The sequence below is a fragment of the Engelhardtia mirabilis genome, from assembly GCF_007748095.1.
GTDB lineage: Bacteria > Planctomycetota > UBA1135 > UBA1135.
In genome coordinates this window covers 45,226-61,199 of the sequence record NZ_CP036287.1, presented here as the reverse complement: position 1 = coordinate 61,199, position 15,974 = coordinate 45,226, and the positions used below count along the sequence as shown (strand labels likewise).

Genomic DNA, 15,974 nt, shown 5'->3' with positions numbered 1-15,974 from the left:
GAGACCCTCGATTCGGAGTCGTTCCGACCCGGAGTCCTTCGGCAATGCCCTTGCTCGACGTCGGATTCCTCTCGCGAGGCAGGTGACGGCAACTCCGTGGCCTCGGGGATCGGGTCTACATCCGCGACTGCTTCTGCTCGAAGACGACCAAGTCGAACTACCTGTTCCATCCGGTCGATCTGGTCACCCTCTCGGGGACCCTGGCGAGCGAGCACGAGCTGGCGGCGCTCGACTGCATGGCGGAGCGGCTCGACCCGGCGGCGGCGCGCGCGCGGATCGACTCCTTCGGACCGGAGGTGATCGTGGCCCTGGTGGGATCGGTCTCCTGGGACGAGGACCGGCCCTTCCTGGCGGACCAGGCCGCCCACGGCCGAAGGGTGATCGCCACCGGCGACGTGCTGCACGAGGCCAGCGAACAGCGCCTGGCGGAAGAACCCTGGCTCGAGGCCGCCCTGCACCTGTTCTCCAACGAGGACGTGCTGACCTACTTGAGCGGCGACCGCGAGCGCATCGAGGACATGACCGTGCGCGACGCCGCGGGCGCACCCGAACGCCTGATGCGCCTCGAGCGCAAGAAGCGCAAGGGCGGGTTCCGCGTGCCGCGCCCGCGCCACGAGTTGTTCCCCACCGATGGCTATCACTTCAGCTTCGCGCGCTCCAAGCGCTTCGCGACGCTCTTGACCGACTACGACTGCCCCTACCACTGCACCTTCTGCATGATCGGCCTGCGTGATCGGCACCCTGGGTTTCCAGACGCGGCCGGTCGAAGACGTGCTGGAGGAGATCGACGAGCTGCGCGCGCGCGGGGTGAAGGAGCTGTTCTTCATGGACCAGTCCCTCTTCGCCGTTTGACGTTACCCCCCCAGCATCGTGTCAAGTAGGAGAGCGGCGGCCCGGAAGCGAGGATCCGGTGCCCCCGCGCTGGCTGCCGGGAGAACGAGTGAAGCGGTGGTTCCGATCGCTCGTCGGACAATCTTCCCTGGAATGGCCAGCCCGGCTCTTCTTGGGTTCAGTGCGGCCCGCTGGAGTGGGTCCACGTCAATCAACGATGCAGGACTCAGCGCGCGAGCTGGGCGATGTCGCGTCTCGCGCGCAACAGGGCCCAGCGGCGCTCGACCCAGTCGCGCTCGCGTTCGAGGGCGTAGTAGGCGGGGTACTCGTCGAAGGGCAGCACGGCGACCTCGTAGGTCACCTGGTCGCCGTCGATGAAGCCGCGCGAGGCGTTGGCGGGGCCCTCCGCTGCGCTCGATTGCATGGCGAAGCCGCCCAGGGGGTCGCTCCATGTGCCGCACAACAACTCGGTCTCGCCGCGGTCGAAGCGCGCCTCGAGCAGGGCCGCAGATTGTTCTCGGCAGAGGGCGTAGAGCTCGTTCCAACGATCGTCGAGCTGGCCGATGGTCCAAGCTTGGTAGCGGGCGGCGAAGGCCGCTTCGAGGTCGGCGCTCCCTTCGATGACCTGGACCCTGTCGACGGGATCCGATTCGGTCGGCACGGAACCGCATCCGACGAGGGCAAGGACTGCGAGGACGGCGAGGGCGGGCTTGCTCATTCCAATCTCCATCGAGTGGGTGCGGACGGGTCGCGTCAGTGATCCGATTGTCGGCTCCACCCACGCTCGCGCCAGCGGGTTCTTTGTAACGACCCCGGGGGGCGCCGCTCGCGCGACGCCCCCCGGGGTTCGCGATCCGCTCGGAATGGCGCGGATCGGCCTGGCGCGCTCAACCGCGCATCACGGGCAAACGACCCACTCGCCCTTGTACTCGCCGATGGCGACCGGGAAGGGCGGGTCGGCGAACACACCGCCGATCTTGCCCACGGGGCCGGCGCCGTTCAGCTCGTAGACGTAGGCGCCGAAGGTGCCCTGTCCGTTGAGCCAGGTGCCCGAGTAGCTGCCCTTGACCAGGTAGTCGGGCGAGGGGCCGAAGCCGTCGTCCAGGTAGCCGTACATGGTGCCCTGGATGCAGGACAGGCAGGGCGAGGGCGTCGCGATCAGCTTGCACTCCATCTTGTAGACGGTGTTGCCGGTCAGGTTCGAGACCAGCTTGCCCTCGGCGAAGCCCGAGCCCGCGCCGGCGGGCAGGTCCCAGGCGCCCTTGGTCCAACCCTCTTGGCAGGGCGGCGCCGGGGCGGCGGGGGCATTGATCGAAAGGACCAGGGAAACGAGCAGGACGGGGATGGCCACGAGGCCGGATGCCAGACGGGTGAGTCGCATCGAAGTCTCCTTCTTCTGGGGCGACGGGAGCGAGTTGCGTGCGGCGCCCACCGGGAGTGGCTCGACGCCGCGCCCCGAGGCTGAACGGGATCCCGCGATCCGTCTAGGAAGTTGCCGAGCCCGGATCCGCGCCCGTGTTCGCTCACCAGCGGAGCCGCCCGGTGCGAAACGTGCCCGCAGGCCTTTGGCTCCATGCACGGCCGTCCCCAGGGTCACCGGATAGACTCACTCGGCTCCATGCGCGTGCTGCTGCTCAATCCCCCCGGTCGCCGGATCTACATCCGCGACTACTTCTGCTCGAAGACGACCAAGTCGAACTACCTGTTCCATCCGGTCGATCTGGTGACGCTGTCGGGGACCTTGGCCAGTCGGCACGAGACGTCGGTGCTCGACTGCATGGCCGAGCGGCTGGATCCCGCCGCGGCCGCGGCGCGCATCGACGAGTTGGACCCCGAGGTGATCGTGGCACTCGTGGGCTCGGTCTCGTGGGACGAGGATCGGCCCTTCCTCGCGAACCAGGCCGCGCGCGGGCGGCGGGTGATCGCCATCGGCGACGTGCTGCACGAGGCCAGTGAACAACGCCTGACCGAAGAGCCCTGGCTCGAGGCTGCCCTGCACGTGTTCTCCAACGAGGACGTGCTGGCCTACCTGGACGGCGACCGCGAGCGCATCGAGGACATGACCGTGCGCGACGCGACGGGTGCGCCCGAGCGCCTGCTGCGCCTCGAGCGCAAGCAGCGCAAGGGCGGCTTCCGCGTGCCGCGCCCGCGTCACGAGCTGTTCCCAACCGAGGGCTACCACTTCAGCTTCGCGCGCTCCAAGCGCTTCGCGACGGTGCTGACCGACTACGGCTGCCCCTACCCCTGCACCTTCTGCGTGATCGGCACGCTGGGCTTTCAGACCCGCCCGGTGGACGACGTGCTGGAAGAGATCGACGAGCTGCGCGCGCGCGGCGTGAAGGAGCTGTTCTTCATGGACCAGACCTTCGGCGTGGTGCGCGACCGCGGCCTGGAGCTGTGCGCGGCCCTGGCCGAGCGCGGCGACGTCTCGTGGACCGGCTACACACGGCCCGACGTGGCCGACGACGAGATGCTGGGCGCCATGCGCGCCGCGGGCTGTCACACGGTGATGATGGGCGTCGAGTCCGCCGACGACGCGCTGCTGGCGGCCTACAAGAAGGGCTACAAGAGCTCGATCATCGCCGACGCCTTCCGCCGCGCGAAGCGCGCCGGCCTGCGCACGGTGGGCACCTTCATCATCGGCCTGCCCGAGGAGACCGAGGCCAGCCTGCAGCGCACCCTCGACCTGGCCATCGGGCTCGAGATGGACTTCATGTCCCTCAACATGGCCGTGCCGCGCTTCGGCACGCCCTTCCGCAAACAAGCCCTCGATTTGGGCCTCGCCGAGGCCAGCGACCTGGTCATGGACCAGGGCGGCGCCGACGCCTTCCTGCCGACCCAGACCCTGGACCGCGCGCGCATGGTCGCCATGAAGAAGGCCATGGTGCGCCGCTTCTACCTGCGCCCGTCGTACTTGTGGCGACGGGTCACGGGCGTGCGCAGCCTGTGGGAGCTGGGAGCCCAGTTCCGCGAGGGGCTGGCCCTGCTGCGGCGCAACGTCTGAGCGTCGTCAGGGGATCTCCACGCTCAGCTCGCCCCCCGCCGGCGGCCAGGCGATCGGCAGGTCGTTGATCAGGGGCGGCTCACCGTCGCGGAAGACGGACAGGCGCAGCTCGCCCCTGATCTGCTCGCAGACGATGCGCCCGTCCGCGGGCAGGAACTGGTGGAAGTACCGACCCAGGCGGAGGGGGTCGGAGGCGGGGTCGGGATGCAGGGAGTAGAGCAGCTCCGCGCGGTCGTCCTCGGCATCGCCGACCTGCAGGGCACCGGATGCGACCTCGAGGTCGATGTGCAGCTCCGCCACCTGACCATCCGCGACGATCGCGGGTGTGGGCCAGGCGGCCGACCAGTGCTGGAAGCTGTTGCTCCGCCATTCGATCGACGCGAACCACTCGCCGGACGGCAACAGCTCGAGCAGGGCTTCACCATCGGGGCCGAGGTCGGCCTCGACCCGGTCCATCGCGGAGCCGTCGTCGCCGCGGCGTGCGAGCTTCAGCACGAGCCCGGTTCCGGGGGCGCCGTCAACCGTGACGAGGGCGTGGATGGCGCCGGAGACCAGGGAGGTCCCGTCGAGGTCGAGCTTGCGCCGCTCGCCCGCCGCCAGCTCGACCGTGGCCAACTCGAGCCCGGTCGCGCCGAAGTCGGGGTCCTCGTCGACCGCATAGAGCAGCCGGTAGGTGCCCGCGCGCAGGCCTGCGAAGTCGAACCGCCCGTCCTGCGAGGTCACACGTTGGTGCGGCCCCCAGTAGCGAAGCCGAGCCAGGCTCGCGAGCGGCGCGATCGTGGAGATCTCGGAGACCACGGCCTGCACCAGGAGCCGTCCGGCCGAGTCGGCGGGCAGGTCGATGTGCCCGACGATCGAGGCCGCCGACTCCATGACGAGCTGGACGGGTTCTGCCCCACGATCGGCCGCGACGCTCGGGAACCAGGTCGAGAAGAACACCGAGGCGTCGGCCTGCAGGCCGAAGGTCCCCGGCGAGAGGTTCGGCAGCTCGAATCGCCCGTCCGCGTCGGTGTGGGTCGTCCCCAGGTGGTCGGGCATCATGAAGACCTGGTGGTGCGCGCGATCGAGGGGCGAGAACTCCGTCGGTGGGAACAGGGTCACGTCCGCGTCGACGGGCCGACCGTCGGGCCAGGTCAGTCGGCCGCGGAGGGTGAAGGGCTGGCCCAGCTCGCAGCGCACTGCGCGCACCTCGCCAGGTCGCAGCTCCTCGAGCACGACCTCCGAGGGGGCATAGCCGTCCGCGACCACGCGCAGGCGAGCGGTCGTCGGGTAGATGCCGCCGACCACACCACCCTCGGGAAGGGGTCCGCCTTCGTGGATGACCTGCACGCTGGTCGACCTCCGCTCGGCCCCATCCGGCAGCTCGGGGTAGGTGACCTCCACCCTGGCCTCTTCGAGCGCGGCTCCGCTGACCTCGTCGATCAGATCGAGGGCCAAGCCGACGCTGCCCCGCAGCCGCACTCCATAGCTCCGACCACGGATCAGCGGCCTTCGCTCGACTCGCTCGAAACGGGGGTCGTCCACCTCGACGCGGTACTCGCCCGACACCGCCTCGGCGATCTCGATCGAGTTGCTGCTGCGGACCTGGGCGGGGATTCGCTGGCCGCTCGGTGACCACAGGGTCACGGCATCGGCCGCGAGCTGGGTGGTGAAGGGCAGGTTCATCAGGAAGCTGACTCGGAGATCGCTCGATTGGTCGCGGCCCTCGAAGACCAATTCCACCTCGCGCGTCTCCCCGGCGGCGAGGGGCACTCGGATCGCCCGGACCCGCGAGTCCAGCGGCCCGTCGGCGCCGACCTCGATCGGGCCCGGCGGGAGCCCGCGAATCGACCAGCGCTCGCCCGCCGGATCCCAGTCTGCATAGTCGCGGCTGGCGGCGCCCGGACTCGCGCCCATGGTCGGATGCGGGACGGCGTAGACATTCCAGATGCCCGATGGTGCCTTGCCGTCGGGGCCTCGCAGACGCACCTCCAGGCGACCCTCCGCGCGCAGGACGACCGTCCCCAGGTCGACGACCTGTCCGGCATCGATCTCGCTCCAGCGCCAACTCGCTCGACCGAAGTCCTGGGGCTCGAGGTCGAAGGTGTACTGGGCCGCGGGGTGGGGCTCGAAGGGCAGGTCGATCCGTCCAGCGTCCGTCGTCGTCCCGGGTAGATCGATGGTGCCGGGATCGCCGAACTCGACCTTGCGGCGGCTATTCGCGCCCCATCCGTGGAGCATGAAGGCAGCGCCAGGGATGGGGTCGCCGCTCTGGTCGACGACGAGTCCGACGATGCGCGCGCGGCCGTCTGGGAGATTGGCCTGCTCGATCGCCGAGTCCGAGGCGATGGGACGCTCGCCGGTCGACTCCTCCACGACCGCGGATCGGCCCAGCTCGCGCGTGGCGTCGGGCCTTGTCAACGTGATCGGCGCACTCGAGTTCTCCGTCGGCGCCGAGCCGGGCGATCCGTGCGGGGCTTCGACGTCGGTCCCGCTGTACTCGAACAGGACCGCAACGACGACGACAAGGAGGACGAGGACAGCAAGCAGGCGATTCGACATCAGGCGATAACCGGACGGGTCTGGAGGACGCGACCTGTTGTAGCCGATCGGACTGCCGCCTGGTCAACACCCCCTGGGTCCAGATACCGCGCGGTGACAGCTCCGCGCAGGACGACCTCGCGATCGATCAACCCCCGCGCGCGCTCGGCGACGTCACTCGCTCGGCGGAATGGGACCCGTGTACTCGAAGTCAAGTTCCAGTGCGCCGCCGGCCGGGACGTTCACCATCGGTCCGTCGAAGAAGGGCAGGCCTTCCGCGTCGAGGCGGATATCGGCCTTCCCCGGCGGCAGGCCGACGATCTCGAAGCGGCCGGTTTCGGGGTCGACCCATTCGCGCACCCACGTCGGTCCCGCATGTGCGCGCGGCCCGGCAACGGGTAACGACCAGGCACTCGCGACGGTCACGCGCCAGGGACCGGCCAGGGGTCGCCCCTGACCATCGACGACCTGTCCTCGGACGGTCGCCGCCTTGGGGAGTGCCACGGTGCCGAGGTCGAACACGTCCGCCGCGCCGATCGCGCGCCAGTTCCAACTGGGCGCGGCGAAGCCCTCGGCCTCCAGGGCGAGGGCGTAGGGCCGGTGCGGGTGAGGCACGAAGTGCAGTTCGAACTCGCCGGTCGAATCCGTGACCAGCAGGCCGGTTGGCCGCGAGTTGCGATGGCCGTCGACGAACGCGAACCTCGCGCTACCTTCACCACCGCCACGCAACTCGACGGTCACACCGGAGAGGGGCCGGCCGTCGGCGTCCACCACTCGCCCGGCGATCGTCGCGAGGCCGTAGGGTGCGGGAACGGCGTCGATCGCGGCAGAGGCGATCGAACCGTCGCTCGAACTCCCGTCGCTCGAACTACCGCCGGTCCAGAGGCCGATCGCGGTCGCCGACGTGGCGGCGGCTCCAATTCCGTGCGTCGCGGTGAGGACCGCGGCGAGCGCGGCCAGGGTCAGTACGTACGTCGGACGGAAACGCTTCGATTGAGCGAGCTTCAGCATGGTCGTGTGCGCGCTCCCCTGGCGCGCCTCGAGCTGGATCGGACGGAAGAGTCCGGTTCGGAAGTGGTCCATGCAGCGAGGGACGCTCTCTCCGTCGGCCCCGCTGCAATCGGTAGAACGTCACGTACGTCCCGATTGCTCGGACCTTCCGAGATATTTGGTCACGGGGCAGCAACACGGGCTCGAATGAACCCGTTGCGGTACGCAGCGCCCGGTCGCCGTCCCGGGGGCCGCATCGACCCGCTCGGTGTCCCAACCGGGGGGACAGCCCCCCCCTTGCGGCCGTCAGCTCAGCCCTGGGTCTCGACCCAGGCCGCGATCTCGGCGGCCGCGACCTCGGGCTCGTCGGAGCGGATCGTCGCGGCGTAGCGGATGCCCTTCTCCGAGTGCCGATACAACGGGTCGTAGTACTTCTCGAGGAGCAACTCCACGAGCTCGTCCTCGCGGCCGGCCTCGAGCAGGCCGGTCAGCACGCCGTCGTACTTGATCGGGCCCAGGCGTTTCTCGATGAAGGGCAGCTGAGCGAGGAGTTGCTCGCGGTTGTCGACCTCGCCCAGGTAGTCCTCGGTCAGCACGTCGATACGACGCGGCACGTCGGCCACGAGCTCGATCGCGATACCTCCTCGAACCGCTTGCCAAACCCGATCGGGCAGGATCACGTTGCCGACCTTGCGGCTCTCGCCCTCGACCACCAGGCGCCCGGGAAAGCCCCGGTGGATGCGCTCCACCACGCGTCGTTCGAAGACCTTCTGCACCACCGGTTCCAGGCCGACCATGCCGAGGATCGACGAGCGGTGGCCGGCGAGCAGCTCGAGGTCCAGGGTCCAGCCCGGACGCAGGCGCTCGAGCTCGCGCAGCACCAGTGACTTGCCCACCCCGGTCAGACCGCGCAGGGTGAAGCTGGGCGGCGGCGACCAGGTGTCCAGGCGGGTGCGGATGTAGCGCCGCCAGGCCTTGTAGCCGCCGGACAGGAAGTACACGTCGGACAGGCCCACCCGGCGCAGCAGCGCGGCCACGCTCTGGGAGCGCAGGTTGCCGCGCCAGCACGCCACCACCAGCGCCCCGTCGGGCAGCTCGCGCGCCAGCTCGGGCACCAGCCGCGCGCGCATGTCGCCCATGCCGCCCTCGCCCAGGGTCCGCACGTGCTCGTCGAGGTCCTCGGGGACCAGGGGCCGGCCGGCACTGGCCGCGATGTGCCCCACCAGGGCCGCGATCTTCGCGCGGGTGATCTGCAGGCCCGCCTCGAAGGCCGTCTCCGAGCCGCGCTGACGGTAGAGCGTCCCGACGATGGCCCGCTCGGCGTCGTCGAACAGCGGCGCGTTGATGGCGCCGACCACGTGGTCCTCCGCGAATTCGGAGGGGCTGCGTAGGTCGACGACGGTCAGGTCGGCGGACTCGAGCAACTGCTCGGCGGTCGCGCTGGGTAGGTGGATCTTCTGCACCACGGTCACGGGACCGCAGAGCGTAAGGGCCGCGGGGCCAAAGCGCCCGGGCCGAGCTGCGCTCGTGGGCGCGGGTTGGCCCGGCTGCGCTCGATTGGAACGCCCAATTGTGGCGACAGCCGCCCCGAAGTAGGAGCGGCTGTCGACCGTGACACCCAGGAGAAGGTTGGTCGCGGTGAGGGGGAACCGGTGATCGGTGACCTTCGCGCGGCCAACCCCAGCAGCCGCGGCGAGTGCGGTTCCCGAACGCCCAGTCCCGTGATTTCGAGCCGGTCGACCGTCATGGGGTCTGGCGAGATCCGCGATCGGGGCGCCCGGGCTCGCCTCCCGGCGTGCCCGGTCCGCCAGTCGGGCGCTGGCCCTCGGCATCGGGTCCGCGCCGGTCCCCCTCGGCGGGCCGCTCGCCGGCCGGCCGGTCGAGCGGGGGCGCAACGCCCTCCCTGCGCTGCCGCCAGCGATCGGCGTCCTGGAGCCACTTCGGACGGCCGTCGCGGTCGGCATCGTCCCTGCCCTTGTCCCAGTCCTTCGAGTCCTTGTGCCAGTCCTTCGACCAGCGGCCGGGGCCTTCCGGCCCGCGCGGGCCGTCGCCCCCCGGTCGCCAACGGCCGTCCGGATCGCCGCTCTTCCACCTTCCGCCGGGGTCACCACCACTCGGATCACCGCCGCCGCTACCCCAACCGTGGCGGTCGAAGCTGCGGCGGCCGCCGCGCAGACTCTGGAGCAGCTCGTGGGCATCCGCCGCCCGCAGGGCCTCGAGTTCGGCCGGAGCCAGGTACCCCGATTCGATCACGTGCTGGAGCAACCGCGCCTTGATCCGCCCATCGAGGACCTCCATGCGCTCGCGCCGCTGGAGACCGCCCACCGCCAACCCGTCCTCGAGGGTCGGGCGCGCGAGGTCCTGCAGCTCGCGCAACAGCTCGGGGTGCTGCCCGAGGGGACCGGCGGGCAGGGGCGGTCCGGCGCCGGCCCAGGGAGGACGTTCGCCGCCGAGGCGGCTCGACCATTCGCGCAGGGTCTGGGCCTGGATCTCCGGGGGCGCCAGGCGCACCGCCCCGATCGCCGCCGGGTCGAGCCCCAGGTCCCGCCCCGCGCGCTCCAGGGCGCGACCCAGGTTGCGGTCGTGGAAGTCGTCGCGCCAATGGTGCAGCACGCCGGGGCGGTCGGCCGGATGGACGCCCTCCAGCTCCTCGATCACCGGCGGGGGCAGGAGTCCGAGCAGGCGCTCGCCGCGGGCGCGGGCGACGGCTTCCTGGTGGTGGCGCAGCAGCTCGTCGCGCTCCTGGGGACCGAGCCCGTCGAGCTTGGCGCGCTCCTCCTCCGAGAGGCCGTCGCGCAGCCGGTCCCGTTCCGAGCGCAGCTGTCGCGTGCGGTCGCGCAGGGCCTGGCGCTGGTCGTCGTCGAGGGATCGGAACTGCTCGAAGCGTCGCTTCATCTCGGCGCGCCGCTCGGGATCCATGCGGTCCCAACGGCTCGCCGCGTCCTCGTCGGGTCCACACTCGGGCCCCTTACGGTTCGACTCCTGGCCCACGGCCGGAGCCGTCCAACCGGGCCCGACCAAGGCCACCGCGAAGGCGATTGCAGCGGCCCAACGCGGGGTCGCGATGCTCGCAGAAGCTCTCATCCGTTCTCGTCCTCGGGCAGTTGCAGGAGCCATTCGTCGACCTCTTCGAGCTCTGCGAGCAGGACCTCGAGGTCCTCGTCCATCAGGAGCTCCCACTCCTCCAACACGGCCAGGTCCGCCAGCAGCTCCGCGTCAGCGGCAGCTGTCGTGTCGGCCTGCTCGACACGGGTCGAGTCGTCCGGCAAGGACCCGGGGCTCGTCACCTGTCCGGCATCGTTGTCGGCCCCCACATCGGTTCTGTGGATCGGGACGAGCTCGGCGTCGTTGCTCGCCACGAACTCCGTGCCCGAATCCCCGGGTGAACCGCCGAACAGGCCCTGGGCCACCGAAAGCAACACCGCCGCGGCCGCGGACAGAAGGCCAGCCAGGACCCAACTGCGACCGACGGACGATCCAGCGGAGGTACGTCCTGACGCCCTGTCGAAGACCTCTCCGCCGCTCTGCTCTGAATCCGGCCCACCCACCGCTCCGGCGATCCACCCGCGCTCTGCGGCCGTGGCCGCGATCACGCGCTGGGCGAGACCGACCACACGCTCGGGCGCCGGCATCCGGTCGAGCAGCGCGTCGAGCCGCTGGAACTCGCGCTCGCGGCGCTCTTGCTCGGCGCGGGACGAGGCCAACACACCCTCGACCAAGCCCTGCGGCGTCTCCGGCGCGGGCACCAGGTCCAACAGCTCGTCGACGCGATCCAGCTCGCGCCGATGTTCTCGATCGTGCCGCTCGTTCATGCGACTTCCTCCCGGACGAACGGCGCCAGGCGCTCGCGCAGGGTCTCGCGCGCGCGGTGCACCGTGGACTTGACGGCCTTCTCGCTGACCCCGAGCACCTCGCCGATCTCCAGGAAGGAGAGCCCCTCGTACTTGGCCAGCACCAGCGCCATGCGTTGGCGCTCCGGCAGGGACTCGATCGCCGCGCGCACGGCCTCGACCACGTCGAGGCGGGCCAGGTCGGCCTCGGGATCGGGGCCGTCCTCGTCAGCCGGGTCGAAGCCCCGCGAGTCGGGATCCCCGGGCGCGGAAGCGTCGAGGGAGAGGGTGCGGCGCAGGCGCAGCTTCTCCCGTTCGTTGGCGGCCAGGTTGAACACGATGCGGTACAGCCAGGTGGTGAAGCGGGCGGTCGGGACGTAGGTCTCGCGGGCACGGACGACCCGCAGGAAGACCTCTTGGACCAGGTCCTCGCGCTGGGGAACCGGGCCCAGGAAGCGGGTCAGGAGGGCGTGGACGCGGTCGGCGTGGGCCCGAACGAGCGCCTCGAAGGCGGACTCGTCGCCCGCCTGCCAAGCTGCCATCCAGGCCGCGCCCTGATCCGTGTCTGATCCCGTCATGCGGTGGTCGTCTCAACCGGTCGCTCCCCGACAGGTTCCCATGAACTCCACGGGGCGGTTCGCGGGGGCCAAATGGGGGCGGCCGAGCGCTATGGTGACCCCATCGACGAGGCAACGGGCGAAGCCTGAGGCCCCTCGACCCTCGCGCGGCCTCCCCTCAGGCCCCGGCGGCCCTCCGGCGGGCCCCGGGCGCCCGGTCGCGTTCCACAACCTCGCCGGACCCGGAGATCGACCCATGACGCGACTGCTCCTCGCGGCCGCCGCCCTGCTGCTGGCCGCCTGCGCTTCGACCAACGACCACCACGACGCCCAGGATTCCGCTGCCCTCGCGGCCAGCGCCGCCGACAGCTACGTCCTGACCGCCTGCCCCGTCAGCGGCGAGCCCCTGCCCGCCGAGGGCTACTCCACCGCCAACGTCGCCGGCCACGAGACCCGCTTCTGCTGCGCGAGCTGCGCCTCGATGGCCGCGGCCGATCCCGCGACCTGGGGCCCGCTGATCGAGCAGTCGCTGATCGAAGTCCAGGTCGACGACTACCCCCTGACCACCTGCGCGGTGGCCGGGACCGAGCTGGGCTCCATGGGCGAGCCGGTCGACGTGCTGGCCGGCGACACCCTCGTGCGCCTGTGCTGCGCCGGCTGTGCGAACGCGGTCAAGGCCGACCCCGACAAGTACGCGGCGATCGTCGCCGAAGCCCGCCGGTAGTCGGACCCGTCCGCACTGCGAAACGCCCACGGGACTCGGCCGACCGCCGGGTCCCGTGGGCGCTCCCATTGGCGCGCCGTGATCGAACGCGTCAACCGGAGAGAGCGCGCTGGAACAGCACGTTGTTCTCCAGGGCCACGTGCTCCATGCCGTCGATCACGAACTGCTCGATGCCCTGGTAGAGGGCGCGCCAGGTCGCGCAGGCCTCGGCCGGGGCCGCGTAGTCCTGGGCCAAGGCGCGCAGCTTCACGAAGTTGCGTCCGTGGTCGTCGTGTTCCTCGCGCATGCACGTGATCGGCATGGCCGCCATGCGCCCGCGACCGGCGAGCAACATGGGGAAGAGCACCTGCTCCTCCTTCTGCATGTGCTCCTCCATCGAGTCGGCGATCAGTTGGAGGTGTGCGGCCAGGCCGTGGGGGCAGGAGGACTTGTCCGCGTGGACCCGCTCGACCTTCTCGGCCATGGCGACCAACCGCGGCAGCTCTTCGCGGTGACCGGCGTGGTACCGCTCGAGGACGTGCTCGACCAGTTCGGCCAGGGGCGCCTCGACCCAGCGGGCGGCGGGCTCACCGGCGGATGGTTCGACCGACAACTCGCGCAGGACTTGCTCGAGGTCCAGGTCCTGGTCCGCGCAGGCCTCCGAGAGGGTCGCGCGACCGCCGCAGCAGAAATCGAGGCCGTGACGGTGAAAGACCCGTGCCGCGCCGGGCAGGGCGAGGGCCAGGTCGGACAGGCGGCGGTCCGCCTGAACCAGTGGATTCGTGTTCATGGCAGTTGAAGGCGGACGGTCAGTCAAAGCGCGTCGCGACCACTTGAGAGCCGTGGTCGTCGAGCACGAAGCCCGGGGAGTTGCCCTCGACCGGGGCGTCGAACCTGAGCCTCAGGTCGGGGTCGTCCAGGGCGCTGAAGACGTTTCCGCCCTGGTAGGCCAGTGCGACGCTCTCGGTCTCGCGGGTCATCGACAGGTGCCCGTCGTCGCCCATGGAGATCAGAACGTTGTTGCAGCCGATGCTGTAGCCGCCCACGTACGCGGTCGCGCGCTCGGCGTCGAGGGGCAGGTCGATCGTGGCGGGCTCGGGCAGGTCGAGCACGGCGCGGGCGGCGGCGCGCACCAGGGCCGGGAGGTCGGCGTCAGCGCCGTTGGCGCTGGCGACGATCGACAGCTCGATCTCGGGATACCAGGCGAAGCTGACGTGGTCGTCGCCGAGCCGACCGCCGGCGATCCAACCCTCGAGCTCGCCGAGACTCGCGCGGTGCACGGCCAAGCCGTGGTCGCCGCCGCGGCCGTGACCCTCCTCGAAGCTCGTGAAGGCGCGCCGCGCGAGGCCCGGGCCGAACAGGTCGCCGTCGCGGAAGCCGGCCCAGAGGGTCAAGAGTTGTTCGGGGTCCAACCGCAGGTCCGCGGCGTTCCAAGGATCGGCGGCGCGTGCGTCGGCACTGCTGGTGGCGCCGCTGTCGATGCCCGTGGTGATCCAGCCGTCGCCCCTCTGCCGAGCTTCGTCGGGCCAGGTCCCGCGCAAGTCGAGGGGTGCGAACACCGACTCGAGCAGCACCTGGCGCAGACCCTGCTCGCTGCTGCGCTCGAGCAGCAGACCCAGGACCAGGGTGTCGCTCGGCGTCCAACCGAAGCAGTGCCCGGGATCGGAGACCGCCGCCTGGTCGGCCAGGGCGGCGACCATGGCCGCCACCTCGCCGGGCTCCCCGTCGATGAGGTCGCCGTAGTCCGGCAGGCCTGTGCTGTGCTGCAAGAGCTGCAGGACCGTGCGCCCCGTGGCCAACTCGCCGAGCTCGGGCACTAGTCCATCCAGGCCCGCGTCGAGCTCCAGCTCTTCATCGTGGGCCGCGGCGAGGGCGGCGGCGATCGTCAACAGGTCGAAGGCTCCGCCGGCGGGCAAGGCTCGCGCGTCGGGCGCGGCGGCGAGGCCGTAGCCCCAGGTGCCGACGACGTCGCCACCGAACTCGATCCCCAGGGTCAAGCCGCGTAGACCGGTCGATTTGCGGGCGAGCTCGGCGTGGTGGTCCAGGCGCCGGGTGAGGACGTCGGACTCCTGGGTGGGCGGCGGGGCGAGGGCCAGGCCGGCCAAGGCCAGGCCGATCAGGTTCGAGAGTGCCATCGGACTCCTCCGGTCAGGCGGTGCGACCCGGCGGCGGCGCGGTTGGCTCGGCCGCCGAGACGCTGTAGTTGGGGACGGCGAAGGGCGACGGTTCGACCGCCGCGCCAGCGCGCCCTACCCTAAACCGGACTCAAGAGTCCTGAGTGATCTTTATTCCCGATCGATCGCGCCCGATGCCGTCGCCAGCGGCGCTGCGGCCCTTCCCGAGCCAGCGGGAGCGGGCCCAGGGCCGGGTTACGGCCACGGGGACCCCGATCACCCGCTCCAGGGGCACCGGGCCGAAGTAGCGGCTGTCGGCGCTGTCGGTGGAGTTGTCGCCCAGGAGGAACAGCTCGTCGAGGCCGAGCTGTAGGGGCCGCTCGACCCCGTAGGTCCCGGCCCCGGTGAAGTGCAGGTCGCGGCCGATGCGGACGTTGCGGAAGCTGGCCCGCCCGCCCTCGGCCCCGAAGGCGACCCGCGGCGCGCTGGTGCGATCCCCGCCGGAAGTCACCCCGAGGAACGGGCGGTTGCCCCCGTAGGCGGCGGCCAGGATCCGCTCGCCGTCGAGCCAAACCTCCAGCTGGTCGTCGACGTTGGCGAAGCGCAGTCGGTGCTCGCCGGTCCCCTCGAGGTCCAGTGGTCGCGCGTCCAACTCGTCTGACGGCGCGTCCTGGCCAGGCCGGCGGACCAACACGGCACGCCCCTCGCCCAACACCACCTCGAAGGTGTCGCCGGCCTCGACCAGTCGCCAGCGCAGGCGGAGGGCACCGGCCTCGGGCGACACCCGGGGGACGCTGAAGTCGGTCGTGACCACCGCGTCGCCGACCTGCGCCAGGCCGGGCACGCGCGTCCCGTCCGCCTCCAGGTAGCCGTCGCGGACATCCTTGTGGAAGAAAGCCAGGCCCGCGTCGCTCCCGCGCCTCACCCCACTGGCATCGACGTCCATGCGCGACCCCCCGGGGTCGCGGGGCCCGGCGACCGTCCAAGGACCGGCCGGGGCGAGATCCAACTGGAAGAACTGTCGTGGGTCGTGGAACCGGTCGTCGAACAGAGGTGTGGGGTCCGGACGCGCGGCGTCCCCGGCCAGCTTGCGTCCGTCGATGACCAGGTCGCCGGCGTCGATCAGGATCGTCTCGCCGGGCAGTCCGGCCACGCGTTTGACCATCGGTTGGCCGTCGCCCTCGGGGCGGAACACGACCAGATCGAAGCGCTCCAGATGCGCCGGGAGCGAGTAGCGCACGAGCACGTGCTCGCCCACCCGCACGGTGGGCAGCATCGACCCCGATTCGATCGTGTAGACGTCCGCCACGAAGGCGCGTGCCCCCACCACCAGGCCCAGGGCCAAGAGGGGAGGGACCAGGAGCCACCAACGGCGATGGCGCCGCGGAGCGGAGTGCTCGGGGAGTGGAGCCGGTTTCAAGGCTG

14 protein-coding genes are annotated in these 15,974 nt (G+C 71.0%); 3 read left to right on the top strand and 11 right to left on the bottom strand.

The genetic code is table 11. From position 1 onward, the window contains the following. Positions 1-236 precede the first annotated feature (236 nt). Entirely contained in the window at positions 237-881 is a 645-nt protein-coding gene (locus Pla133_RS00260; RefSeq protein ID WP_145061194.1) for a hypothetical protein, read from the top strand. Positions 882-1,057: 176 nt separating this feature from the next. On the opposite strand, the gene Pla133_RS00255 is transcribed toward Pla133_RS00260, so the two are convergent. Further along, a complete protein-coding gene (locus Pla133_RS00255) occupies positions 1,058-1,549 on the bottom strand; it encodes a hypothetical protein (protein WP_145061192.1) in 492 nt (163 codons plus the stop codon). Between the two features lie 180 nt (positions 1,550-1,729). Further along, on the bottom strand, positions 1,730-2,212 hold the full coding sequence (locus tag Pla133_RS00250) for a hypothetical protein (RefSeq protein WP_145061191.1): 483 nt from the start codon (positions 2,210-2,212) through the stop codon (positions 1,730-1,732). 237 nt (positions 2,213-2,449) lie between these two features. On the opposite strand from Pla133_RS00250, the gene Pla133_RS00245 reads away from it, so the two are divergent. Continuing rightward, positions 2,450-3,835 carry a B12-binding domain-containing radical SAM protein gene (locus tag Pla133_RS00245; RefSeq protein ID WP_419191978.1) on the top strand — a complete coding sequence of 462 codons (1,386 nt, stop codon included), beginning with the start codon at positions 2,450-2,452 and terminating at the stop codon, positions 3,833-3,835. A 6-nt stretch (positions 3,836-3,841) separates the two neighbouring features. On the opposite strand, the gene Pla133_RS00240 is transcribed toward Pla133_RS00245, so the two are convergent. The 6 genes from Pla133_RS00240 to Pla133_RS00215 all read right to left on the bottom strand — a co-directional run bounded on the left by Pla133_RS00240 (position 3,842) and on the right by Pla133_RS00215 (position 11,753). Then, entirely contained in the window at positions 3,842-6,376 is a 2,535-nt protein-coding gene (locus Pla133_RS00240; protein WP_145061186.1) for a carboxypeptidase-like regulatory domain-containing protein, read from the bottom strand. A 153-nt stretch (positions 6,377-6,529) separates the two neighbouring features. Further along, positions 6,530-7,438: a carboxypeptidase-like regulatory domain-containing protein gene (locus Pla133_RS00235; protein ID WP_145061184.1), complete on the bottom strand. Its 909-nt coding sequence runs from the start codon at positions 7,436-7,438 to the stop codon at positions 6,530-6,532. A gap of 218 nt (positions 7,439-7,656) precedes the next feature. Then, the gene (gene mnmH / locus Pla133_RS00230; protein ID WP_419191977.1) at positions 7,657-8,811 is read right to left on the bottom strand and encodes a tRNA 2-selenouridine(34) synthase MnmH; all 1,155 of its coding nucleotides are present in this window, start codon (positions 8,809-8,811) and stop codon (positions 7,657-7,659) included. Between the two features lie 277 nt (positions 8,812-9,088). After that, a complete protein-coding gene (locus Pla133_RS00225) occupies positions 9,089-10,429 on the bottom strand; it encodes a DUF3106 domain-containing protein (RefSeq protein WP_419191976.1) in 1,341 nt (446 codons plus the stop codon). Beyond that, the gene (locus Pla133_RS00220; RefSeq protein ID WP_145061178.1) at positions 10,426-11,157 is read right to left on the bottom strand and encodes a hypothetical protein; all 732 of its coding nucleotides are present in this window, start codon (positions 11,155-11,157) and stop codon (positions 10,426-10,428) included. The genes Pla133_RS00225 and Pla133_RS00220 overlap by 4 nt, the downstream gene beginning before the upstream one ends. Beyond that, positions 11,154-11,753, bottom strand: a complete 600-nt coding sequence (locus Pla133_RS00215; RefSeq protein ID WP_145061176.1) for an RNA polymerase sigma factor — start codon at positions 11,751-11,753, stop codon at positions 11,154-11,156. The genes Pla133_RS00220 and Pla133_RS00215 overlap by 4 nt, the downstream gene beginning before the upstream one ends. 235 nt (positions 11,754-11,988) lie before the next feature. Here Pla133_RS00215 and Pla133_RS00210 point away from each other — a divergent pair, with 235 nt between their 5' ends. Continuing rightward, on the top strand, positions 11,989-12,456 hold the full coding sequence (locus tag Pla133_RS00210) for a hypothetical protein (RefSeq protein WP_145061173.1): 468 nt from the start codon (positions 11,989-11,991) through the stop codon (positions 12,454-12,456). Between the two features lie 91 nt (positions 12,457-12,547). On the opposite strand, the gene ytfE is transcribed toward Pla133_RS00210, so the two are convergent. From ytfE to lepB, 3 genes are all read right to left on the bottom strand, one after another. Next, on the bottom strand, positions 12,548-13,225 hold the full coding sequence (ytfE, locus tag Pla133_RS00205; RefSeq protein WP_419191975.1) for an iron-sulfur cluster repair protein YtfE: 678 nt from the start codon (positions 13,223-13,225) through the stop codon (positions 12,548-12,550). Between the two features lie 19 nt (positions 13,226-13,244). Next, positions 13,245-14,570: a serine hydrolase domain-containing protein gene (locus Pla133_RS00200; protein WP_145061171.1), complete on the bottom strand. Its 1,326-nt coding sequence runs from the start codon at positions 14,568-14,570 to the stop codon at positions 13,245-13,247. Between the two features lie 130 nt (positions 14,571-14,700). Further along, positions 14,701-15,969: a signal peptidase I gene (gene lepB / locus Pla133_RS00195; RefSeq protein ID WP_145061169.1), complete on the bottom strand. Its 1,269-nt coding sequence runs from the start codon at positions 15,967-15,969 to the stop codon at positions 14,701-14,703. Between the last annotated feature and the right edge of the window lie 5 nt (positions 15,970-15,974).

Coding starts and splice junctions, on each gene's coding strand:
- Pla133_RS00210 (WP_145061173.1), top strand. CDS start 11,989: ATGACGCGACTGCTCCTCGCGGCCGCCGCCCTGCTGCTGGCCGCCTGC.
- Pla133_RS00260 (WP_145061194.1), top strand. CDS start 237: ATGGCGGAGCGGCTCGACCCGGCGGCGGCGCGCGCGCGGATCGACTCC.
- Pla133_RS00235 (WP_145061184.1), bottom strand. CDS start 7,438: ATGGACCACTTCCGAACCGGACTCTTCCGTCCGATCCAGCTCGAGGCG.
- Pla133_RS00240 (WP_145061186.1), bottom strand. CDS start 6,376: ATGTCGAATCGCCTGCTTGCTGTCCTCGTCCTCCTTGTCGTCGTCGTT.
- Pla133_RS00220 (WP_145061178.1), bottom strand. CDS start 11,157: ATGAACGAGCGGCACGATCGAGAACATCGGCGCGAGCTGGATCGCGTC.
- Pla133_RS00225 (WP_419191976.1), bottom strand. CDS start 10,429: ATGAGAGCTTCTGCGAGCATCGCGACCCCGCGTTGGGCCGCTGCAATC.
- ytfE (WP_419191975.1), bottom strand. CDS start 13,225: ATGAACACGAATCCACTGGTTCAGGCGGACCGCCGCCTGTCCGACCTG.
- Pla133_RS00215 (WP_145061176.1), bottom strand. CDS start 11,753: ATGACGGGATCAGACACGGATCAGGGCGCGGCCTGGATGGCAGCTTGG.
- Pla133_RS00255 (WP_145061192.1), bottom strand. CDS start 1,549: ATGAGCAAGCCCGCCCTCGCCGTCCTCGCAGTCCTTGCCCTCGTCGGA.
- Pla133_RS00245 (WP_419191978.1), top strand. CDS start 2,450: ATGCGCGTGCTGCTGCTCAATCCCCCCGGTCGCCGGATCTACATCCGC.
- Pla133_RS00200 (WP_145061171.1), bottom strand. CDS start 14,570: ATGGCACTCTCGAACCTGATCGGCCTGGCCTTGGCCGGCCTGGCCCTC.
- Pla133_RS00250 (WP_145061191.1), bottom strand. CDS start 2,212: ATGCGACTCACCCGTCTGGCATCCGGCCTCGTGGCCATCCCCGTCCTG.